At 41.2% G+C, this 20,248-nt stretch carries 24 protein-coding genes and 2 pseudogenes; 12 read left to right on the top strand and 14 right to left on the bottom strand.

The genetic code is table 11. The annotated features are described in order from the left end of the window. Positions 1–130 precede the first annotated feature (130 nt). Positions 131–367 (bottom strand): hypothetical protein, encoded by a 237-nt coding sequence (locus tag GVY04_23855; GenBank protein ID NBD19050.1) that lies wholly within the window; start codon positions 365–367, stop codon positions 131–133. A 121-nt stretch (positions 368–488) separates the two neighbouring features. Between GVY04_23855 and GVY04_23850 the strand changes: the two are divergent. Continuing rightward, positions 489–593: pseudogene (locus GVY04_23850) on the top strand (IS200/IS605 family transposase). Positions 594–762: 169 nt separating this feature from the next. Then, complete coding sequence (locus tag GVY04_23845) at positions 763–933, top strand: hypothetical protein (GenBank protein ID NBD19049.1); 171 nt, start codon at positions 763–765, stop codon at positions 931–933. Positions 934–1,215: 282 nt separating this feature from the next. Here the strand turns inward: GVY04_23845 and GVY04_23840 are convergent, their stop codons facing one another. From GVY04_23840 to GVY04_23830, 3 genes are all read right to left on the bottom strand, one after another. Next, positions 1,216–1,557: a hypothetical protein gene (locus GVY04_23840; GenBank protein ID NBD19048.1), complete on the bottom strand. Its 342-nt coding sequence runs from the start codon at positions 1,555–1,557 to the stop codon at positions 1,216–1,218. A gap of 178 nt (positions 1,558–1,735) precedes the next feature. Then, entirely contained in the window at positions 1,736–2,362 is a 627-nt protein-coding gene (locus tag GVY04_23835; GenBank protein NBD19047.1) for a GNAT family N-acetyltransferase, read from the bottom strand. Between the two features lie 129 nt (positions 2,363–2,491). Beyond that, positions 2,492–2,656 carry a hypothetical protein gene (locus tag GVY04_23830; protein ID NBD19046.1) on the bottom strand — a complete coding sequence of 55 codons (165 nt, stop codon included), beginning with the start codon at positions 2,654–2,656 and terminating at the stop codon, positions 2,492–2,494. Positions 2,657–3,116: 460 nt separating this feature from the next. Between GVY04_23830 and GVY04_23825 the strand changes: the two genes are divergently transcribed. Both GVY04_23825 and GVY04_23820 read left to right on the top strand, forming a co-directional pair. Next, entirely contained in the window at positions 3,117–3,320 is a 204-nt protein-coding gene (locus GVY04_23825; protein NBD19045.1) for an addiction module toxin, HicA family, read from the top strand. Beyond that, on the top strand, positions 3,313–3,528 hold the full coding sequence (locus tag GVY04_23820) for a type II toxin-antitoxin system HicB family antitoxin (GenBank protein ID NBD19044.1): 216 nt from the start codon (positions 3,313–3,315) through the stop codon (positions 3,526–3,528). The genes GVY04_23825 and GVY04_23820 overlap by 8 nt, the downstream gene beginning before the upstream one ends. A gap of 207 nt (positions 3,529–3,735) precedes the next feature. Here GVY04_23820 and GVY04_23815 read toward each other — a convergent pair. Together GVY04_23815 and GVY04_23810 are read right to left on the bottom strand one after the other, a co-directional pair. Continuing rightward, positions 3,736–4,144 (bottom strand): annotated as a pseudogene (locus GVY04_23815) (PIN domain-containing protein). Between the two features lie 2 nt (positions 4,145–4,146). Beyond that, entirely contained in the window at positions 4,147–4,386 is a 240-nt protein-coding gene (locus GVY04_23810; protein ID NBD19043.1) for an AbrB/MazE/SpoVT family DNA-binding domain-containing protein, read from the bottom strand. A 204-nt stretch (positions 4,387–4,590) separates the two neighbouring features. Here GVY04_23810 and GVY04_23805 point away from each other — a divergent pair, with 204 nt between their 5' ends. The 5 genes from GVY04_23805 to GVY04_23785 all read left to right on the top strand — a co-directional run bounded on the left by GVY04_23805 (position 4,591) and on the right by GVY04_23785 (position 11,944). Beyond that, positions 4,591–4,899 carry a hypothetical protein gene (locus GVY04_23805; GenBank protein ID NBD19042.1) on the top strand — a complete coding sequence of 103 codons (309 nt, stop codon included), beginning with the start codon at positions 4,591–4,593 and terminating at the stop codon, positions 4,897–4,899. Between the two features lie 205 nt (positions 4,900–5,104). Beyond that, positions 5,105–7,516, top strand: a complete 2,412-nt coding sequence (locus tag GVY04_23800; GenBank protein ID NBD19041.1) for a hypothetical protein — start codon at positions 5,105–5,107, stop codon at positions 7,514–7,516. Between the two features lie 672 nt (positions 7,517–8,188). Continuing rightward, positions 8,189–8,836 carry a hypothetical protein gene (locus GVY04_23795; protein NBD19040.1) on the top strand — a complete coding sequence of 216 codons (648 nt, stop codon included), beginning with the start codon at positions 8,189–8,191 and terminating at the stop codon, positions 8,834–8,836. A gap of 129 nt (positions 8,837–8,965) precedes the next feature. Beyond that, positions 8,966–9,385, top strand: coding sequence for a DUF1071 domain-containing protein (locus GVY04_23790; GenBank protein ID NBD19039.1), 420 nt, complete (start codon positions 8,966–8,968; stop codon positions 9,383–9,385). Between the two features lie 201 nt (positions 9,386–9,586). Continuing rightward, entirely contained in the window at positions 9,587–11,944 is a 2,358-nt protein-coding gene (locus GVY04_23785; protein NBD19038.1) for a tetratricopeptide repeat protein, read from the top strand. Between the two features lie 521 nt (positions 11,945–12,465). Here GVY04_23785 and GVY04_23780 read toward each other — a convergent pair. Then, entirely contained in the window at positions 12,466–12,873 is a 408-nt protein-coding gene (locus tag GVY04_23780; GenBank protein ID NBD19037.1) for a hypothetical protein, read from the bottom strand. Between the two features lie 485 nt (positions 12,874–13,358). Between GVY04_23780 and GVY04_23775 the strand changes: the two genes are divergently transcribed. Then, positions 13,359–13,511 (top strand): hypothetical protein, encoded by a 153-nt coding sequence (locus tag GVY04_23775; protein ID NBD19036.1) that lies wholly within the window; start codon positions 13,359–13,361, stop codon positions 13,509–13,511. Positions 13,512–14,043: 532 nt separating this feature from the next. Beyond that, complete coding sequence (locus GVY04_23770) at positions 14,044–15,399, top strand: hypothetical protein (protein NBD19035.1); 1,356 nt, start codon at positions 14,044–14,046, stop codon at positions 15,397–15,399. A 67-nt stretch (positions 15,400–15,466) separates the two neighbouring features. On the opposite strand, the gene GVY04_23765 is transcribed toward GVY04_23770, so the two are convergent. From GVY04_23765 to GVY04_23755, 3 genes are all read right to left on the bottom strand, one after another. Continuing rightward, positions 15,467–15,634 (bottom strand): hypothetical protein, encoded by a 168-nt coding sequence (locus tag GVY04_23765; GenBank protein NBD19034.1) that lies wholly within the window; start codon positions 15,632–15,634, stop codon positions 15,467–15,469. A 323-nt stretch (positions 15,635–15,957) separates the two neighbouring features. Then, positions 15,958–16,731, bottom strand: a complete 774-nt coding sequence (locus GVY04_23760) for a hypothetical protein (protein ID NBD19033.1) — start codon at positions 16,729–16,731, stop codon at positions 15,958–15,960. Between the two features lie 129 nt (positions 16,732–16,860). Continuing rightward, the gene (locus tag GVY04_23755) at positions 16,861–17,103 is read right to left on the bottom strand and encodes a hypothetical protein (GenBank protein ID NBD19032.1); all 243 of its coding nucleotides are present in this window, start codon (positions 17,101–17,103) and stop codon (positions 16,861–16,863) included. A 289-nt stretch (positions 17,104–17,392) separates the two neighbouring features. On the opposite strand from GVY04_23755, the gene GVY04_23750 reads away from it, so the two are divergent. After that, positions 17,393–17,800: a hypothetical protein gene (locus GVY04_23750; protein ID NBD19031.1), complete on the top strand. Its 408-nt coding sequence runs from the start codon at positions 17,393–17,395 to the stop codon at positions 17,798–17,800. A 121-nt stretch (positions 17,801–17,921) separates the two neighbouring features. On the opposite strand, the gene GVY04_23745 is transcribed toward GVY04_23750, so the two are convergent. The 4 genes from GVY04_23745 to GVY04_23730 all read right to left on the bottom strand — a co-directional run bounded on the left by GVY04_23745 (position 17,922) and on the right by GVY04_23730 (position 20,133). Continuing rightward, positions 17,922–18,146 carry a hypothetical protein gene (locus tag GVY04_23745; protein ID NBD19030.1) on the bottom strand — a complete coding sequence of 75 codons (225 nt, stop codon included), beginning with the start codon at positions 18,144–18,146 and terminating at the stop codon, positions 17,922–17,924. A gap of 118 nt (positions 18,147–18,264) precedes the next feature. Then, a complete protein-coding gene (locus GVY04_23740) occupies positions 18,265–18,777 on the bottom strand; it encodes a hypothetical protein (protein ID NBD19029.1) in 513 nt (170 codons plus the stop codon). Beyond that, positions 18,767–19,570: a hypothetical protein gene (locus GVY04_23735; protein NBD19028.1), complete on the bottom strand. Its 804-nt coding sequence runs from the start codon at positions 19,568–19,570 to the stop codon at positions 18,767–18,769. The genes GVY04_23740 and GVY04_23735 overlap by 11 nt, the downstream gene beginning before the upstream one ends. Then, on the bottom strand, positions 19,567–20,133 hold the full coding sequence (locus GVY04_23730) for a hypothetical protein (protein ID NBD19027.1): 567 nt from the start codon (positions 20,131–20,133) through the stop codon (positions 19,567–19,569). Before GVY04_23730 ends, GVY04_23735 begins: the two co-directional genes overlap by 4 nt. Positions 20,134–20,248: the final 115 nt, after the last annotated feature.

Here is a 20,248-nt window from a genome sequence, read left to right as displayed (position 1 = left end):
CGAATGGCTTATGTGTAGCCTAAGAAAATGTGAGTCTCAACCGCATCGAGCGGTATCGACTCACCCGCTTTCCTCCCCCACCTGTTCCGAGGTGGGGGAGTCCCACGGATCTTTTGTTGAAGAATAATCGTTAAAGCGCGATGGCAGGGAGTTTTAGGTCAATATCCTCTAATAAATCGGCAATTAAATCATCCACACTTCCCTGTTTTGCTTTTCCTTCTTTCCGTTCGTTTCTTAAGGCTTCAGCATTAGCACCAATTTCTTCTCGGCGTTGTTCAATTCGCCGTTTCCGAATTAAATCCCATAAATCCTCTTGTTCTTCAACTGATAGTTTTTCAATTGATTCAATAATTTCTTGAAATCTCATTTTCTCTCGATTCCGTAAACGATCGCGCTTCTTTTTCCATTATGCGCAATCGCGCTTCTTGCGTCATCAGTCACAATAATTGAAAGATACTATTTATGGTGACGTACTCCCAACTTTGACACCTCACCAAGAACATCTTTGGTCGCCTAGTTATTTCGCTGTTTCTTGTGGAGGCGCACCGATTAAAAAGATTAAGGAGTACATTGAAAACCAAAGCAGCAAATGAAGTCGCCCTAGAAGGGCGAGGCTCGTATCCTGCTATTATCGGTCAACTTGACCTCTGACAACACAGGGAGCATGGCACAGACAGTACAGTTTGATTTGAACCGTTTTTATTTAAGGCTGGAAGGTAAAGTAAAGTCTGTGTCGCCTAAAACGTCTAGAGGAAAAAGTCTATGAATTGGCAAAAACTACGACAACTTTTGATTGTATTTGTTGCGGGAATTTTCTTGTTTGTCACTACCGCTTGCAGTGCTCCTTCTACGAGTGAAGCCCCAGAAGGTGAACAAGCTCAACAAGAAGCTCCTGCTGAATTAAGTCCAGACGCTGAAAGTGAAAAGGGTTAAGCCGAAAATCCTAATTCTCTCGGTAGTTAGTCATTCTTAATTGGAATGTGTCTAACGTTGCAAGGATTGCTATGAAAAGGTTTAGATGTTCTAGACGCGCTAGACATCATATTGATCAAGCTTGTGTATGTGTCTAGCGCGTTACTTATACAGACCTCTGAAAAGGTCGAGTCATCCGTACTCCGCCGTAAGACGACGGAGCCTGCTTTGACCGTTGGTCATTGTTAAGTTGTTCTGGAATTTAGTTGAGGAGGGGTGTATTTTGTTCCCCCCTCAGAAAACTTAGTGACCAAAGTAGGGTGAATAGAACTTGTCCTGTTCCACTTGAATTTGTTGACTGTTCAGCTCAGTGTTAGAAAAGGCACTGGAGCCATTAACGGCAGCATTGCTCGTGTTCGACTCTTGGATCGAAACTTGGCCTTGCGGCTCGTAATTGTAGAAGCCATCGCGTTCTAACTGAATTTGCTGATTGTGAAGTTCAGTATTGCTAATCGCAGTTGAACCGTTGACTGCCGCATTTTGCGTGTTGGCGCTTTGGACAGACAGTTGAGATTGTTGGGCAGCAGCAGGAGTGGCGAAAGCAACAACAGCGATGAAACCGAAAGCAAGTTTTTTATTAATCATAAGAGTTTTTTTGGACTCAGTGTTTCTAAAGGCTAAGAAATTTGGTGTGTTGTCCTTTAGATATGTTGAGGGAGAAGAATGTATGCACTGGTTTGGAAACTTGAGGCGGAAATTGCAGCGATTTAGGGAAAGGCGCGATGTGGCGAAGCCACCGCCCTACGGGCATCGCGCAAACCCTTCAAGGTGATAACGCTAAAACCAAAGAACCAACTCTAAATTCTCCAAAGCGGATCACTTTCTCTTGCACAAGCTGAAAACCCATTGATTCATATAGCTTTTTAGCTCTCGAATTCTCAACATCAACACTGATATAAACTGAGCCTGAATGAGTAGCAGCTTCATCAATACAATTTGAGAGTAACTGTTGACCAATCCCTTGATTGCGATATTTGGAAGTTACAGCCAGATTACCAATGTAAAAGCTCCCCTGCGGATAATTCTGCTGTAAAACTAAAGGAAGAATGAAGCGTTTCATCAATCCTAACCGTAATTGTTGACGGTAACTTAGGGCTTTCAAGTCACTATTGACAGACAGCTTTTTAGCAGGAACCATGACAGCCATCCCCACCACTTGCTCGGCGATTTGGGCAACACGAACATACTGATAGCTAAATCGATTCTCAGACCCTTGGACGAGTTGAGTAAGGTTCTGAATCGCATGAGAACCAAACATTAGCGAAAATAACTCGGGTGATGACTCATCAATTAAGCGAGCAACTTGTTCTGGATTATGTTGTTCTAAGGACATGGGAAGATAATCAACTTTTTCACCAGAGCGAGTTATCCCTTGATTTTGAATTTCCATACTTTAAAATCTCCAAAGCACTCTTTCAGGAATAGATATTTCGCGATCGCGCTGCACCTGAGTCGGCCAGAAGCAATTGCGGCCTAACCCCTCAATTTTGCCTACGAAACTCCCAAGGTGGCGTTCCCGTTAATGTGTATTTTCAGCAGCCTCAATGATCGCGCCCCGATTCGGACAATTCCCGCTATAACGTTCATAATGCCAAGCATGACCTTCCCTCACCATTTCGGCATTGATGAAACTTTCCCCTAGAAAAATTTCTGCTACTGTTCTCTCATAACGATCTTTCTCAATCGCATTAACGTGAACAGTTGCGTTATCGGATAAGCGCGATTAAGCTTCGGGTAGTCAGCGGAGCGCGATGCCCGGAGGGCGGTGGCTTCGCCACATCGCGCTCTCAGCAACAAGCAAGCAGATTGGATCTGCAAGGTTTGGCATAAGTAGAGATCATGAGAATATCTGGTTACATTTTCGCCCACTTTTTTAGTGGCCATGACATTGTCAACCCACAATTAATGGCGTTTGGGTAGCATTTGTACAGGAAACAACGCTAAGGCTGAAAGCCATTTACCATAAGCGTTTCACAACTGACTTTCACGAGTGCTATCAGTGTATCAATTAAAGTAAGGTCTATTTGGTACAGAAATTTAGAACGAGGTTTAAAGGGTTTGATGGGTCTAATTTTCAGAGGGTTTAATTGGTACAGTTCTTAGCGGGGTTTTCTGCACGATTGCTACTCACACGCCTTAATCTTATGCCTAAAAAAATCCGAGAATTAAAAAAGGATCTCCGAGACGCTGGATTTGAAGAGAAAAAGGGAAAAGGTAGTCACACCAACTGGATACATCCCAAATATCCTGGTAAAGTTACACTATCTGGTAAGGATGGCAATGATGCCAAACGATATCAAGAAAAAGATATTTCAGAAGCAATCAGGATAGTAGAAGAAAATGAGTGACCTAAAATACAAAATAGTAATCGAATGGTCACAGGAAGATCACTGTTTTTTGGTGGCTCTTCCTGACTTCCCTGGTAACTATTGGCGGACTCATGGAAATACTTATGAGGAAGCCTTAGCGAATGGGAAAGAGGCTTTAGAATCCTTAATTTTATGTTATGAGGATTTAGGGGAAGAATTACCGCGCCCTTCTATGGTCACTGCTTAGCGCGATGCCCCGAGGGCGGTGGCTTCGCCACATCGCGCTTCCCTTCAATTCCCCTTCCGAAATTCCCAAGGCGGCATTCCCGTTAATTCTGTACTGTTAGCCACCCGTACAATCGCGCTCCGATTGGGACAGTTCCCGCTGTAACGCTGGTAATGCCAAGCGTCACTTTTTCTAACTAACTCAGCATTGATAAAAGTTTCCCCTAGGTTAGTTGCCTGAAGATAACCAGTTTTCCAAGTTCAAATTGGGAACTCGGGAAAACTCACGAACGTTGTCTGTTACCAAAGTCCTACCTTCTGCTAGAGTGTGAGCGGCAATCAGGAGATCATTGGGACCAATAAGGTTTCCAGATCGCTCTAATTCTGTGCGAATGGCAGCGTAATATTCAGCGACCGGGGGTTCTAAGGACAAGATGGTTAAGGCAACTAGAATTGCTTCTAAATTGTCTTTGCAGTCGTTTTGAGCCCTTCTTTTTAGCACCAAACCGGAGTTCACAGGCGACGATGATACTGGTATAGATGTTAGCTTCGCCTACTTGCTTAATTTGATGTGCGACAAGCCCTGTTGGGTTTTTCACGAGATCGGAAACGATATTTGTATCCAACAAGTAAGACACGGTTAAAGCTCAATTTCCTCTAGGGGCGGCAATCCTTCGTCAACATCAGGAAAGTCTTCATCTAATTGGGGAAGGGTGGCTAAGACGGCTAACAAAGAAGGCTTGCCAACGGGTTCGATAATGAGACAGTGATTCTCTTTGCGGAGGATAACTTCATTACTGGGCAACTGAAACTCACTGGGAATTCTCAGCATTTGCTGGTCTCCATCGCGCCAGAGATGTACTTTGTCTTGGCTTTCCATAACTAATCATCTCAACTTTGGCATCTTTCTAATCTCCAGTATGACAGGCTGTTAGGCTTAGGGTTGAGTTCGGGTTTCCCTTATCCTGTCAACGTTGGCAATAGCTTGCGTAATCAGCCAAAGGCTTAGTGCCGAAGGCACATCGCGGAAACATAAGATGATGCTGTAGTGTGTGGTACACCAAAATAATGGAGGACTTAAGACATGGCTAGACCTTATCAATCTGAATCTGAAAAAGCATTGCTAGCAAAAATCATCCTATTGATGAAAAGTTTAGATCTGGTATTTTTCCTTGATTGGGATCACACAGAAAACTCGATTCTTTGGTCGGTAGAAACAGAAGGGAGAGTTATCAATCCTCTTGACCCTAACGAACCAGTAGGAAGCTGGTCTAACAAAGAAAATTTAGCTAAGGATTATATGAAGTTGCGATCCTTTCTAATTAGTGAAGGACTTCTATCGGTAGATGAGAACGGCCACCTAATTCATTATGAAGACTTAGATGAAAGTTGACCCAATCTAAAAGCATTTCTGCAAAAACAGCAAAAGGATTCGGGATTAACTAAGTTTCCCGAACTTTTTGAAAACTCTCAACTTCTCTTGTAGTGCGGGTTGAGATTATTTCGTTGTAAAAATGCTGCCGCCTCATAGTGAGGCTGGGGAACAGCGGTGTTATTTTTAAAAGATACCAAACAAATAAAAATAGGACACCACTATTATGCTAGCAACTAACCAGCTAAGTGTACAATCCCCCCGTAGTACTTTCGATATTCGCGACCATCTCGACCAACTAACCGAAGATGGCGGCAGTGCCGGACGCCACGAAACTTCCTATCATTGCCCGGTTTGCGAAGCACCGAATTTTAAGGTGGATCATCGAAGCGGACGCTATGGCAGTTACAGCTGCGACTGCGCCACCACTGAAGAAGGGAAACGGAAAATCCGCAATGCTGTTGCGCCCCAGCGCACCCAAAAAACTTATACGCCGAAACAAAGACGTCAGTGGACTTATACCGACACCAACGGCAAACCCCTCATCCGCACGGTCAGACTTGATGACGGCAAAGGCGAAAAGGAGATCTGGCAGGAGTATTGCGTCAACGGTCAATGGCTCACCCCCTCAAGAGCGGAGGAAAAGGGAATTGAGCTGGATCAGGCGGCGTACCAGAACGAAGTGGCGTTGCTTTACTACCAGGAAGTGCAAAACGCGATCACGCAAAGTCTCCCCATCTTCATCGTGGAAGGAGAAGGAGTTGTGGATGCGCTGCGGAAATTAGGGCTCACAGCAACCACCAATCTCATGGGCTCAGGCAAGTGGAAAGAAAATTACACCAAGCAGCTACAAGGGGCAAAACAGCTCGTCATTGGACCGGATCGCGATACCGTAGGAATCAAACACGCCGAAGCCGTCGCAGACAGTCTAGAAGGGGCAGGAATGACCCCGCAATGGCTCTATGCCTACCCCAACTGCGGTCTATGGTATCGCTTAGAAGACCGCAACGGCCTAGACTTGAAAGATTATCTGGAGGATTATCCCAGTATGAGTGCCGACGATTTACTTAATCTGATTGAGCTGCATCGACGAAAATTCGAGTTCCAGTATCAGACGAAAACGGCGAATGAGGAGAACGATGACAAACCGAAACGGCTCAATAAGAAACAGCTTCTCAAATTTATCCGCAACCACCTAAATCTCCGCTATAACGAAATGACGCGGGAAATGGAGTTGGATGGCGAGGTTCTAGAGGCTGAGCCTTATATTTATCTGTTGGATCACCACAATATTGACTGCGGACGGGATCTGGCTGCAGACCTAATGATGCACGTGGCTAAGGAGAATTCTTACAACCCCGTCAAGGAATATCTAGAGAAGGTTAGCACTATCGCGCCTGTCAGTATCAATAACTTGGCAACCCGTTATTTTGGCACGGATAACCCACTGTTCGATACATTTTTGAAAAAGACGCTGATTGCTGCAGTAGCTCGGATGTATGAGCCAGGAGCGCAACACGATACAGTTTTGATCCTGAAAGGGGATCAGGGGTTAGGCAAGACAAATTTCTTCCGCGTTCTGGCTGGCGATTACTTTGATAATTCCTTCAGCGGGAATAATGAACGAGATGATTTGCTGAACCTCCATCGCGCTTGGTTTGAAGAATGGGGCGAGGTGGCTAAGGTGTTCCGCAAGAAGGAAGTGGATGATCTGAAGCATTTCATTACCAAGACTGAAGATGCGTTCCGAGAACCGTATGGACGCAAAACGCAGCGATACAAGCGAAAGTGTGTCATTGTCGGCGGGGTGAACGATGAGGAATTTTTGAATGACCCCACTGGAGACAGACGATTTTGGGTGATTCCCCTGCAGCAGAAAGTGGATCTCCAGTTATTAAAACAGGAGCGCGATCGCATCTGGGCGAGTGCCGTTCAAGCCTACAAAGCAGGGGAAACATGGTGGCTGAGTGACGAAGAAGAGGCCCTAAATAGCCAAAACAATTTTCAATACCGTTCTTCCGATGAATGGCAGGAAATCATAGAGGATTACTTATCCCATCAGACTGTTTGCACGGTTCGCGAGCTTTTAACCGAGGCGTTCGGATATCAGGCGAAAGACATTGCTAAGCGCGATCAACAGCGGGTCGCCAATTGTCTTAAAGCGATGGGATGGAAGAAGACAAGACGAACCTACCAAGGGAAGCGCCAATCCGTTTGGGAAGCCACAACTGCCACAACGCTACAGGGTTATGGCAAGAGTTATGGCAAAGCTGAAACGCCTGCACAGAGCGAAGATGTCACAGCTGCCACAACTGCCATAACTTCTGAGCAAAATTCCTGTACAAATCAACAGACCGAACAAACTTCCCAATTAAATAATGAGGAAAATCATGTATCTTCCAAAGTTTGCCAACAAGATATGACAGTTATGGCAGACGAACCGGAATTTCCTACCAGTAAAGAATCAGAAGTTGTGGCACCAGGAGAGGATCAGGTTGTGTCAGATCTGGCAGATAATGACCAGCACGCCCAAGAAAAACACCAATGGGTAGAACCGGATGCTAAACCGAAAGGAAGTGATTTACATTTTGGCGATTACACCCTTAAGGAAAGAAATAGAAAGAATACGCAACAGTAACGCGATCGCGCTGGGTAGGAGTTAGTTTTCTAGCACCTGAAAAGCAAATATTCATCTCATTTTCTAGTTTAAGTAAATCTATTATACCATAATACACATCGGTTTTAGCGATTTCAGTTAAGGAATTTGCTTTGCTGATTTGTCCTGATTTAATTTTCTGGCTGCTTCAATTCTATAAATAAGATTTAACCGATAGACACTTCGGATTCTATAAACTAAGCTAAAGAAGCGTAGCTATTCAAGAAATCAGATATGGAACCGAACATAGAGAGAGATTCTAAGGGAAGAATTAGGAGTAAACCGATTGGTGAGAAACCTTTGTCTAAGAAAACAATGACTATTAGATTAGATGAAGAAACCGATCAGAAACTGCGCGAAATCCCGAATAAAAATGAATTTATTAGGAAAGTTTTAGCCGAAGCCGTTAAGAAGTATTATTCCGATTAAAACCGAGAAAATATAACATCTTTATTCCCGTCTATCAAGGCGGGATTTTTATTATTCATTACTTCCTTCCGACGTGTATATTGGTTTATAATATACTTAAGCGTTAAAAAATACGCAACTGAACCACGAAAACTGAATCGGTCACGCTGAACCAATAATCAGCTTCCAGCTGGCAAGGACTAGGGAAATCCTGCTCATAAAGTAAACCTTTTTTTGGAGTCAAAAATGATGTCTGATTACATTTATTCTATTAGTGCAGCGCGTCGTCTTTTTGGTCAGAAAGTTGTAAAGGTTGAAGAACGTCCCGGTAACGTTCTCATTACTTTTAATGACGGTTCTCAAAATCTTGCTGACAAGAAATTGTTTAAGCAACATTTTGCTGAACACCGACGACAACTTGGACTCAAGATTGATGATGTCAAACCCGTTAATTCTTACACCTATCGGGTTAAGTCAAAATATCTGGTGGCTGTCTTCCCTGACCGAGTTTCTTGCACTTGCGGCGATTATGCTGCTCAGCAAGAAATGGGAATTCAACGAGGCTGCTGCAAGCATGGTTACGCTGTTCTCAAAACTCTAGGATGTACATCACTCGCTGAGTTTATCCAAAAACAAAAGACCGCCCCGGAGGCTACCAACCAAGAGGCGGTTACTGCTGACATCAACAGCAATGACTATTCTATCGTTTACAAGCTCGTTTTTGAGACCTTCGGGTTAGACGAGGATGGTGTTCCCTTGGATGTGGTTGAGCGGTTCTCTACTCACCAACCGACTCCGAAAGAGATCAATTGCTTCCGAAAACACGCCCATGAGCGTGGTTACAAGCTGGTTTCAGTTGAGCCACAAAAACAATACCACCATGACGAATTCTAGATAGGAGGTCAGCCCCCTTCGTGGGGGCTGTTTTATTCATGTTTGATCAACAAGAGCCACCCTTCTATCTCTGGTTCATCGTGGGGATTTTTTGGGGAATGATTATCACTTTGCAATTATCGGAGATTAATGAGAATGGAAACTTCTGCACCAACCGCACCACGGCAACTAAGTTTAACTCAGATTGAAGAGATCCTGTCTCGACCGCTTCCTAAGTCAATGTTGCGAACGAAGGAAGTTAAAAGTAAAAAAACTGGGAAAACCAGTCAAATCACTTACATTCCTTGGTATGTGGCAAATCGGATTCTCTCGAAATACTGCGTCGGATGGACTTGGGAGATCGTCAATGTTCAAAGCACGAATGATCGCATCTTCTTAGTGGGACGTTTAACCATTCCCACGTCAGAGGGCAATGTTTACAGAGAAGCCAGTGGGACGGAATCACTCAACTGCTCAAGTTATGGTGATCCGTCTTCTAATTCAGAGAGCATGGCATTTCGTCGGGCTTGTGCCAAGTTTGGCTTAGGTCTGTATCTTTACGACAAATAACATCAAGAGCGCATGAGGATATCAATTCTTCATGCGTCTTTGTTGAATCAAAGTGTTATCCCTTTTAAAATCATATACAATTGAGATTAATATCACATTTTTACGCGATGAACTCATTTTTTTTATCAGTTGTGTTCTTTATAAAAAGGTGATTACCACTCACAGTATTAAAAATGAGTGACATAGAGGACAAGAAAAATTATGGCTGGTGATTCTAATTTACTTCTCAAGGAAGTTAAGCAAGGTAATCCTCAAGCAATTGCTACTTTATTGAATAATAAACTTTCAGATAAAGGAATAAAGGCAAAAGTTTCTGTCAAGAAAGATTCCTTAAGAATTCTCTTTCAGTCTAATCGATCTTTAAGCCAAGATAAATTCGTAAATTTAGTCCATAAAATTGTTGAAAAGATTGAAAAGTATCCTTGGAATATAATTAAAATTTATGGTCAAAAAATAGGAGAGGAAGTTCCAGATTGGGTACAAGAAATAAAACTTGGTATTTCAAGTAATCAGTCGGTTGAAGAATTAGCAAAACAGGGTGATATCAATGCTATTTCATCCATAATTAGTCAAACCATAAAATTAGAAGAACTCTCCGTAAAAGTAAGTATTAAAGATCAGGTCTTAAAAATCATGCTTGAAGCTCAAGAGCTTCCTGATCAAGAAAAAATGACATCTCAGATTCAGAAAATTATCCAAGAATTACAAATTGCCAACATTCAAATAATTCAATTATATGGAAAAGAAACATCAGAAGATTTTCCAGATTGGCATCAAGAGATAAAACTAGAAAAACAGGATAAAGTTAGTTCAAACCAATCTCAAGAATCTGCAGAGACAGAAAGCATCAAAGACATTGATGAGATTGCGCTTTCAAATGAAATTTATAAAATCCTTCAAAACAGAGCTTATGAAGCATTAAATTATAGACTTGACTCAGAAGATGATAAACCTGTTAAAAAATTAGTGAAAGACTTTATTACTGATTTGGAAGTTGATTTAAGGGATGATCTGGAAAAAATATCTAAAGAAGTTATTGATCTAAGTGAATTTTTCAATCTTAATTTAGAAGAAGAACAAGTTAAATCTATTATTTCCAATTGTAGAGAAGCTCACTTTAGTCAGGTTAAGTTAGCAATCAAAGAATTAGATTACATGAGTGATGAAGTGATTCAACTTGATATTTCAGAAGATGAAGATGTACTAAAAAATATTTGGGAAGCATTCAGTTGGGCTGAAGGCAATTATGCAGTTGGTATAGGAACAGTAGTTGGAAGTTTTATAGCACCAGGTATAGGTACAATGATTGGGGGAGCTATTGGAGGCTGGCTTGGTGGTCAACAAAAGGAAGAAAATATACAAAGGGTTGTTGAAAACTATCAAAATGCCAGAAATAAATTATTTCAAGTCTGGAATCAATTCCTAGGAATAGTTTATGAAAATCTTAAAAAGACACTTCAAGAAACTTACAATATTGATCTCTTGACTTATGAAAGAATCGAACAAGCATTAGACTATTACACTCAAGCTAATGAATGCTTAGATAATGAAGAGAAAATTCAAGATTCAATTCCACTATATGATAAAGCAATTCAACTTAATCCTAAAATTCTTGGTGCTTGGAATAATAAGGGCATCGCTCTTAATCAACTTGGTCGATATCAAGAAGCTGTAGAAGTGCTAAATCAAGGGTTAAAAATTGATGAAACAGCAGATATCATTTTTGCTAATTTGGGAGATGCTTTTCAAGGTTTAGGAGATGATCATAAAGCAATTCAGGCTTATGACCAGTGTGTTGCTTTAAGTTCAGATAATCATTTAGCTTGGATGGGAAAAGCTGATTCTTTATATAATCTCAGAAATTATAATGAAGCAATTCAAATTTGGGAAAAACTAATTATTTTACATCCAGAAGCATTTATTTGTTTTTATAAAAAGGCATCTTGTCTAGCTGCGATAGGGAATTCTAATCAAGCTATCGAAGCTCTAAAACAAGCTGTAAATATTAATGCAGATGCAACACAACAACTTATCAAAGAAAATCATGATTTTGATGATATGCAAGAACGTGAAGACTTCAAAATATTAATGGAGTCATCATTAGGAATTGATTATGCTTCGTTGAAAAGATTCTTGAACAATAAACAATGGAAAGAGGCAGATCAAGAAACGGCTCGTTTAATTGCTCAGCTTGTTGAAAAAACTAATGACTATAAAGCAGTTGAACAAAATACATTACGTAATCTTCCTCAAGTGGATATTAATACAATTGATCAACTCTGGCTGGATAATAGTGATCATTGGTTTGGCTTCAGTGTACAGAAGAAAATCTATGAGGACTCTTCTTTAGATAGGAACCAATTTGGAGTCAAAACTGGCTGGCGTTTTCACGATGACAATGGCACTTGGTATTGGCGTGGAAATTTCAATTTTGATTATAACTTTGATACTGCACCACAAGGACACTTACCAAGTAGTTTATGGGCAGGAGAAGATGGTTTCTTTGAAAATCGAAGAGATCGTCTGATTACTATTTTTAGTCATTTATTAGAAAAATAAATTATTTATCCAATCCAGAAAGATGTACAAATTTCTAACAAGTCACAAGAAGTAAAAATTAATCAAAAGTTTCCCTAGAAAAATTTCTGCTACTGTCCGACCGTAACAGTCTTTCTCAATTGGGTTAACTCCGATGCTTACTTTATCGGGTAATTGAGATTAAGCTTTGGACAGTCAGCAGAGCGCACTATTATCAAGTTTCCCAACTCGCCACTAAAGACCCTTCTCGCGCTTGCAAGCGGTGGTCAGCTTTTTATGTGTAATGGTGAGAGAACAGACCTAATCTTGGAGAGCGAAAATTTTCGGGGGAGGTAAGCAAAAACTTACTAGAATTTTCCAACTTAATCCTCCCAAAGACCTTGAAAGCTAGTGGATGCCAGGTCGAGATTGTCCTGGGTGCTGAATCGAGGAGCGAAAATTGGCTAATCAGAACGTATGGTTTTCCCGAGCTCCCCCACTTTTTTTTTCACTCTCCCCCCTTCACTACATAAGAGTTACAGAACATGTTTCTTGAAAGCGGGTTATTCGATTTTTTTAAAGAGATTATCATCAGGGTTCTCAAAATAGTTAACTGTAGCCCACCCAATGGCTTCTGTAATGCTACCTGCTACGCTCATATTGGAAATATTCCCAATACCAGGGATATATTTTATGACCTGATTTGTCGCTTCAACACCAACTACCGTTGCTAGTACACTTTCAGCTATGGCTAGTGCTTCTGTTCTATCAAGACGTTTTCCATAAAGCTTACCAAGTTGTATGACCATATCAATCTGAACACCGCCAATAGCAATACGATCACCCCCAGGAATCTGTGCTGTACTTAAGCCAACCATTGACGCGTCAAAGGCTGCTCCGTGTATAATCGTTTTCTTTTTGGCTTCCTTATTGGAAACGAACAATCCAATCAATCTATCAGTAACACTCATTAGCTTTCTCCTTAAACTAATGATCTCTACTTATATTGTCTCGAGAATCCTGTAAAAGCTTATATTTAAATTTACTATTTTTTATAATTAATTCAATGTAACTTTTGAATAACTTTTTATTGAAGTACTCATAAATATTTAGATTTATTAATTTTTTTCATGGTTAACTTCATTACTTGATCTTGATAAATTTACCTTAGACAATAAAAGTAAAAGGTATCGGCTGAAATAGGTGGTAGAAATTATAAAAAATTGTCTCTCAATATCCATAAGCTAAAAAATTGATCAGCTATTCTTAATTCATCCTTAGCGCCTAAGTCTTTGTATAATGAATAGTCAAGCTGACCGCTAAGAGGGGTAAAGAGGAGATACCTGTAAAATCGGACAAGGTGTAAAGAAAAATTTCTTTTTCTCAGAAATTTTCAATTTTTAGCTCTCAAACAGGCTTAATTTCTCACTTTTTTAATTCTATGTAATAAAAATGGGTGTATAACTTCTTTTCAACGATCGCGCTTTGCTTAAGCCGAGAAGTTTCTAAATTTAAAGCATTGCCGAAAATGGAAGTTGAGCAAGCCCAAGGAACTGTCTCAAATCCTTACCTAATCGTTGTTTATGAAAGCTCAAGTCGGTGGGAATAGCGCACCCTTAACGAGCGTTCTTGCTTCACAGATTAATGTAGTTTACGAAATTTCGATTTTTAAGTCACCTTACCAATTGAGTTGAGTAAGGGATATCTAGACTAGAAGAGTCGAAAAACAACAAACTTCTTTCTAGTTTCAGTAAGTTTTTACATCTCAAAAATCAGTCAAAAGATCAATTAGCTTAAAATTCTCGTTGTAACCTGCAAAATGTGGGTCAAATTTTTCTGTAATTTCACCCTTTTTGGTTACTAAAGTTTTTTTTATAATCTTTTACAAGAGCAAAAAATTAGTTAATTGTTATGTCTAGTGGGTCATCAAGTTTGTTTTGAGGAATAGTATGTTTCTGAAAACTTTGAATTGTCGTATTTCTTAGCTTGATGCATTCCTCATTTCTAAGTTGACAGCCCACTAGTCCGATTCAAAAAATTTTTGTTTGGCAGTCCAGGAACTGGAAAAAGTTATGCAATTCGTCGAATTGCCCAAGATCAACTAAAAATACAATGGGAAAAAATAGCCGAGGGGATGAATCATGATAAGTTCTGCAACGTCACCGCCCGTGGAATGGCAGGAAATTCCTAAAGAAGGCTATCGCATTTACTGGTCTGGATCCCACCGGGAAGGGGATTTTGTGCAAGTGTATGCGCCGGAATCGCTGCTTGCTGGCAAAAAACCAAAAGTTATTGCCTACCTCCATGGTTTTGCCCTTTGTTTGCCACGATTTTATGCCGAGCATTTGGAAGCGCTCGTCGCCCAGGGCTATTTTGTTATTTTTCCTGATTTTCAGCGCAGCACCTATCCCGATCCTGATGAGTCGGAGGAAATGGATGAATCCCGCTTGACAGGTTGGTTTTCTCTGTTAGTTTCGGTAGTATCGACTGCCCTAAATCCGTTCAAAGCCAATAGTTCCTTAGAATCGCCAGGACCTTGCCGGAGCAGAAAGCTTGAAGATCCGAATTTACCAAAACTATTTCGCGTTTCCCTTTCGTTACTTGTGATTTTTGGCATCGTTAATTTATTGATTTCTATCTTTAACCGCACCTTGGGGAAAAACCTGAATCAATTGCTGTCCACGGTAGGACTGAGTTTGTTGCACCGCCCGAAAGAGTGGGCAGATGATGCGATCAATTTGACCGAAGCCGCCCTTAATCGCTTGGCACAAGACTACCCCGTGCTGAAGGAAACCCACCCAGAAGTGGTGGTATTTGGACACTCATTAGGTGGGCTATTAGCCCTGAGTTGGCAATCCTTTTTAGAGCCGGGACAGGAAAAATTAAAACCGATACAGATTTTCACCGCCGATCCGGCACCCTCAACAGAGTTAGGGATTCCCGGACCGGTTATTTGGTTACTAAAACTCTTTTTTGTACCCTTTGCCACGGAACCACTAGAAATCAAGGAAACGGGCAAAAAGTTGACACTGCCAGTGACGATTCTTCACGGTGCCAGCGATCGCATCGTACCGCCCAAAGAATGGATAAAGCCACCTTTATTTAGCAAGCAGTCTAACTATGACTGCATTACCAGTACTGCAAAACAACTGTATTTTTCCCTATCCGAGCCGGATAATTCTTCCCTCGTAGCATTTCACAATCAGGCAGTTACGAGCACCTGTTATTTCAGCGATGTGTTGTTCGAGAATTTTGGTGGTGTTAAACGGTGTGCCAATGCCTATAATTTCCAAATTATATGGCCATGGCTTCAGGGCGTCGTCAACAACAATATTCCTCCTCAAGAGTTAGCCGAACAGCTTCCCCCAAAAAATGTTCGGGTTTCCCTTACCTTGCCAGAGAAGGGTGATCGCTGGAAAACGATCCTAGCCATTGTGTTGGGTTTAGCCGCATTGGCAGCAGTCGGCTATTGGGCAGTTTCATCTGGAGCAGCTTAGTGCGAGCGATGCTCTAGTAGATTTGGTGAAACAACGTGGAACCCAACATTTCCGCATCTTGCCCAACCTAATCGGGATCGGGAGAATTCTCACGAATTCCCCTCCCACACCACCCGGCAAGCGGGTCCACACAGGGCGGTTCAGCATCACGGAGCAAACTATAGCCCTGGGCTTTCATCCACAGGTCTCGAATCGACAGTAAACCTTGTTGGGGTAAACCTAGCGAAGCTGCCACCAGGGGCAATCTAGCTCAAAAGCCTTTTCATGTAAGGCTTTCAGAAACTGATGTTTGGGGTGTCGTCATCTCTAAAATATTGCAGGCTTTGCTCAATCCCTGCGAAAATGTCGCTTCACTCAATTTCCTGAAATCTCTATAAATCAGACAGGCAAAGGGTTACAGTATTATTTCTCAAAACTTAGTTTAGGGACATCCAACTACTGAAAGCTGCAATATTATTTAGATTGCCCCTCATGACACCTTCGCTAGTCTTACCCCAAATAAGAGAAATCCATTATTTGTACTTATTGCTTCAAAGATGGATTTCTCCCATACGTAAATTATTCTTGGTTTTGATAATCAGATGGATCGTAAAGCTTACGTCCATTCACTAAATAAATCGGATTTCCTGCACCTTTAGGAGAATACATAAAGGATGAATCTTTAGCTGATAGCTGGAGTTTTGTTGGTAGCAGTGTGTAAATATCCGAGAAATCAACAGTAACTCTACGAGTAGCACCATTAACAACTATGCCTTTAGCATTAGGTTGACAATTTAATTCCTTAATTTTTTCTAGTGCTCTATTTGTCGCTTCTTGATCTGGAGAGACATAAACTAAATAACCATCGTCAGATTTAGAAAGTTCTTCTGCTTTTGTTATTGCTTCTGACTCAGTATCAAAAAATGCAATCTGTGTATCTTTAATTTCAATGGGACAACTATTTTTATCAACTTGACCTGCAACTACGGAATAAAGAGTCGAATTTGTAATAGGACCATCGAATTGAATACGGGTATTAGTTTCAGGAATTGATGGAACTGATTGTGTAAAATCAAGATCAGCTCTTTGAAATGAGCCATCACCCAAACCTTGTTCCGTAAGATCATTAATATTTAAAGGAACTGCAATGTTAAATCCCGTATTCTTCAAAGTCTCAACTGCTTCCTTCTGAGGCGTAGGATTGTTGTAAAAATGGGTCAAACCTACATCTAATCCATCTTCAGGGACAGGTTGGGCAAAAGCGGTACTCCCATTACCTAAAGCTAAGAATCCAAACAGTATCCATGGGAGTATACAATCTCTAATTTTCTTAAAAATCATGTTAGCTAGCACAGAAATCAATTTGTCAACCATAGCATTAAGGTAATCCAAGATACTTGGAAATTAGTATTTAAAAACATAAACTAAGTAATTTTTCTTATTACTTAGAGTGCTGCTCAGTCACAAATAGTTTCAGTCGCTTCAATTCCCCTTCCGAAACTCCCAAGGCGGCATTCCCGTTAACTGTGTATTGTTAGCAGCCTCAACAATCGCGCCCCGATTAGGACAGTTCCCGCTGTAACGTTGGTAAGGCCAAGCGTGACCTTCCCTTACCATTTCGGCATTGATGAAACTTTCCCCTAGAAAAATCTCAGCCACTGTTCTGCCATAACGGTCTTTCTCTATTGGTTTAAGTCGAACAGTTGCATGATCCGGCAAAGCCATCGCGCTAGGTCGAGAAACAATATTTTCCTAATGTAAACTTCCGATTGGGATCAGGTTTAACAAAAGCGCGATCGCGAGATTAAAGAATTGTTTCCTTAACCTTCTAATGCAGAGAGGGAGGAGCTTTTAGTAATAGCTTGAGGAGTTGAGGTCGTCAAAGTGTAGTTAACCGACGTAAGGCGATTATCGTTTTCATACTCTGATTCTTGAGAGTTTTCTCTAGATCTGATTTCAGCTGATATTGGGTACCCTAACGCCACTGGGTTGTGTTTGATGGAGATACTCTAACATGAATGACATTAATATAAAAGATACTACACCAATAGATGTCAGAGGAACAGCAAAAATCAAATTTAACGCAACTGGTGAAATTCGTGAAATAAAACCAGAGGATTTAGAATGGGACGTAACTGGCAGTAGTCATGAAAGACAAATGGGACCAGAAAATATATATGTTGCTACAGTTGAATTAGAGTCCGAAAAATTAGATGATGAATTAGATGCTGACTTAGATGAGGATGATTTAAAAATTTCTGTTACTTGGGAAGTTAGTGAATATCCTCTCAATTGTTTTAATTCTTGTATTTCCAAAATTGAAAAAGGGAATGGTGAATTAATAAAAGACTTTGATAGTATTGATTTTCTACCAACTGACGATAATATTGATTATTTAAATGAATATAATGAAACTTATTAATATAACAAATTTATAACTTGAAATGCTAAATCTGAAATAGGAAAATTAGTAAAGAACCCCAGTCATTAACTGAGGTTCTTAAATCATAAGCTTTAATCAAAGAGGGGGGTTACTAATTGAATTAGAAACCTAAATCATCGTCGTCGATATTCAAGGAGGCGCCTTGATAAGCCATCCCCTTTAGAAAGCCATTACAATGGGTAATTTTATTTGTAATAGTGTTTCTGATTTCATAAAACCCTTCTTCAGGTGAAGAATGACAATTAAGAATATGACGATCATATTCATCAAACTTTTCTAGTAAATCCTCAAACTCTTTTTTGATCTCTGTCATGTATTCAGGCATTTGATAAATTCCAAAAAACGATAATGTGATTTAAATTAATTTTTTATATAACTAAGACAAATTAATTATATTAATCTAACACACATTTAATTGGTTAAGTCTCCTCCGTAAGAATGATCTAATGTTCTTTCCGAAACTCCCAAGGCGGCATCCCCGTTAATCTTGTACCTTGCGCCGCCCGCACAATTTCACCCCGATTGGGACAGTTACCGCTGTAACGCCGATAATGCCAAGCATGACCTTCCCTAACTAACTCAGCATTGATGAAAGTTTCCCCTAGAAAAATTTCTGCCACCGTTCTGCCATAACGATCCGTTTCAATGGGATTAACACGAACAGTTGCATTATCAGGTAAGCGCGATCTTAGATAATTCCGAGACTCAATTCCCCCTGCTTGCGCCTTCTCAGGGGCATCAATCCCGCACAGTCTCAGCTTTAACTCCTCACCATTACAAAATACTCGCAAGGTATCGCCATCATAAATGGAACCGGGTTTAACGGTGCATTGTTCCGCTGCTATTGATTTTTTTTCTAGGGGAAAATTTGGCTCAATTCCCTTTCCCCTAGAAAAACTACCCCAAAGGATTAACCCCAAGCCAACGAGAAGGACGAAACTACTATTAATTTTCACGGCTCTTTACCAATAACGTTACTTCGGCGGTAATGTTGAGATTATTTTGACTAACAATTTTTACTTTTCGCACTCGCCCCGCATAGGGAGAGCGAATGACACTTAACTCGCTGATTTGCTGATTTAAGTTGTCTAGTTTTTCCCTCAGTCTTAAAACATCCATCTCTCGCTGTCTTTGGTCTGCTTCAGCTTTGCTGAGATTGATGTTGTAGTTGTAGAGTTCGCGCTGGTAACGAGATTTAGCATCTTGCAGGTTCGCGATCGCGCTGTTCAATTCCTGCTGCGCTTCAATCTGCTTTTGAGCAATGTCTTGGCGTTTTTCCACCGTTGCCGTATCTAAGCTCACAATCAAATCTTCTTGTTTGAAGCGATACCTGGGCTGAGGAAGCTGCTTCCAGTAGGCAACCATCTCCCTCGCTTCTGCCACAGCTGCTTGCTGGGCGGCATAACTGGGTTCTGGCGGTGGGATGGGTGTGGCTTGCATCGCCTTGTTAATCACCAGTTGGAGTTGGTCCCGTTGTTGAATTAACTTTTCTCTTTCCTTAGTCCGGTCAGCAATCACCTCTCCTTCGGTGATACGGTCTCCTTCTGCTACTTTGATATCCTCGGGTGAGGAAACAGTAACGGTAATGGTGTGGCGTTTACGAGTGTTGGTGACTGGCACGGGTTCTAAGGGTTGCTCAAGATTTTGTTGGGCGGTAACTCTCTCAGGAGAATTGACGGGCATTAGCGCGATCGCGATGAGCGTACCAGTACAACTTAGAGAAATGATAGTTAAGGTTGATAATTTCATGGCCAAGGAGAAGGATTGATAGTTTTAACGGAAAGAGAACCAATCGCCCATTGGTCATTGAGGACGGTAATGGCTTCGGAGATGGGGCAATAAGTCAAGGTGACATTAGAACCCGATAATTTAATCGTGTTTAGCTGATCCGGTTGTTGGCTCAGGCTGATATCTTCGGGAAAATCAATGGAGACGGTGCCGTTAATAAGGATGAGACGGTTAGGATTTTGCTCTCTCACCTGAGATAACTTCGTCGCTAGATTCTCATCATCAAAGGCGATGCTGGATAACTGAATCTGGGCTGGTTGACCTTGATTAATAACGAGGCGATCGGCAATTAAGCCATTCCCCACCTTATACAGTTCCTTCTCAGAAGACATGACAATAAAGCCATTGTCTTCTCCCACCACCAAAAACCGATTCTCGACGGGAGTGCGGTCACTTTGACGAACGCCTCTAATATTTGCCCAGACGATATGATTGGCAGCTAATTGGTTATAGTTCCTAATTTGCGCATCTTCCAGCCCTAAGCTAGAGCCGACTTTTTGCGTCGCGCCTCCTCCCCCAGCCAACCAAATACTTATACCAATTTGCTAAATACCTGCTACAGATAGTGCTTCCAAAATAAATTGCCAACCCGTTACCGAAGCAATCACTTCAGTTGTTAAGCTGTTCAACATTTCTCTG

Source organism: Cyanobacteria bacterium GSL.Bin1, assembly GCA_009909085.1.
GTDB lineage: Bacteria > Cyanobacteriota > Cyanobacteriia > Cyanobacteriales > Rubidibacteraceae > Halothece.
This window is presented reverse-complemented; position numbering and strand designations above follow the sequence as displayed.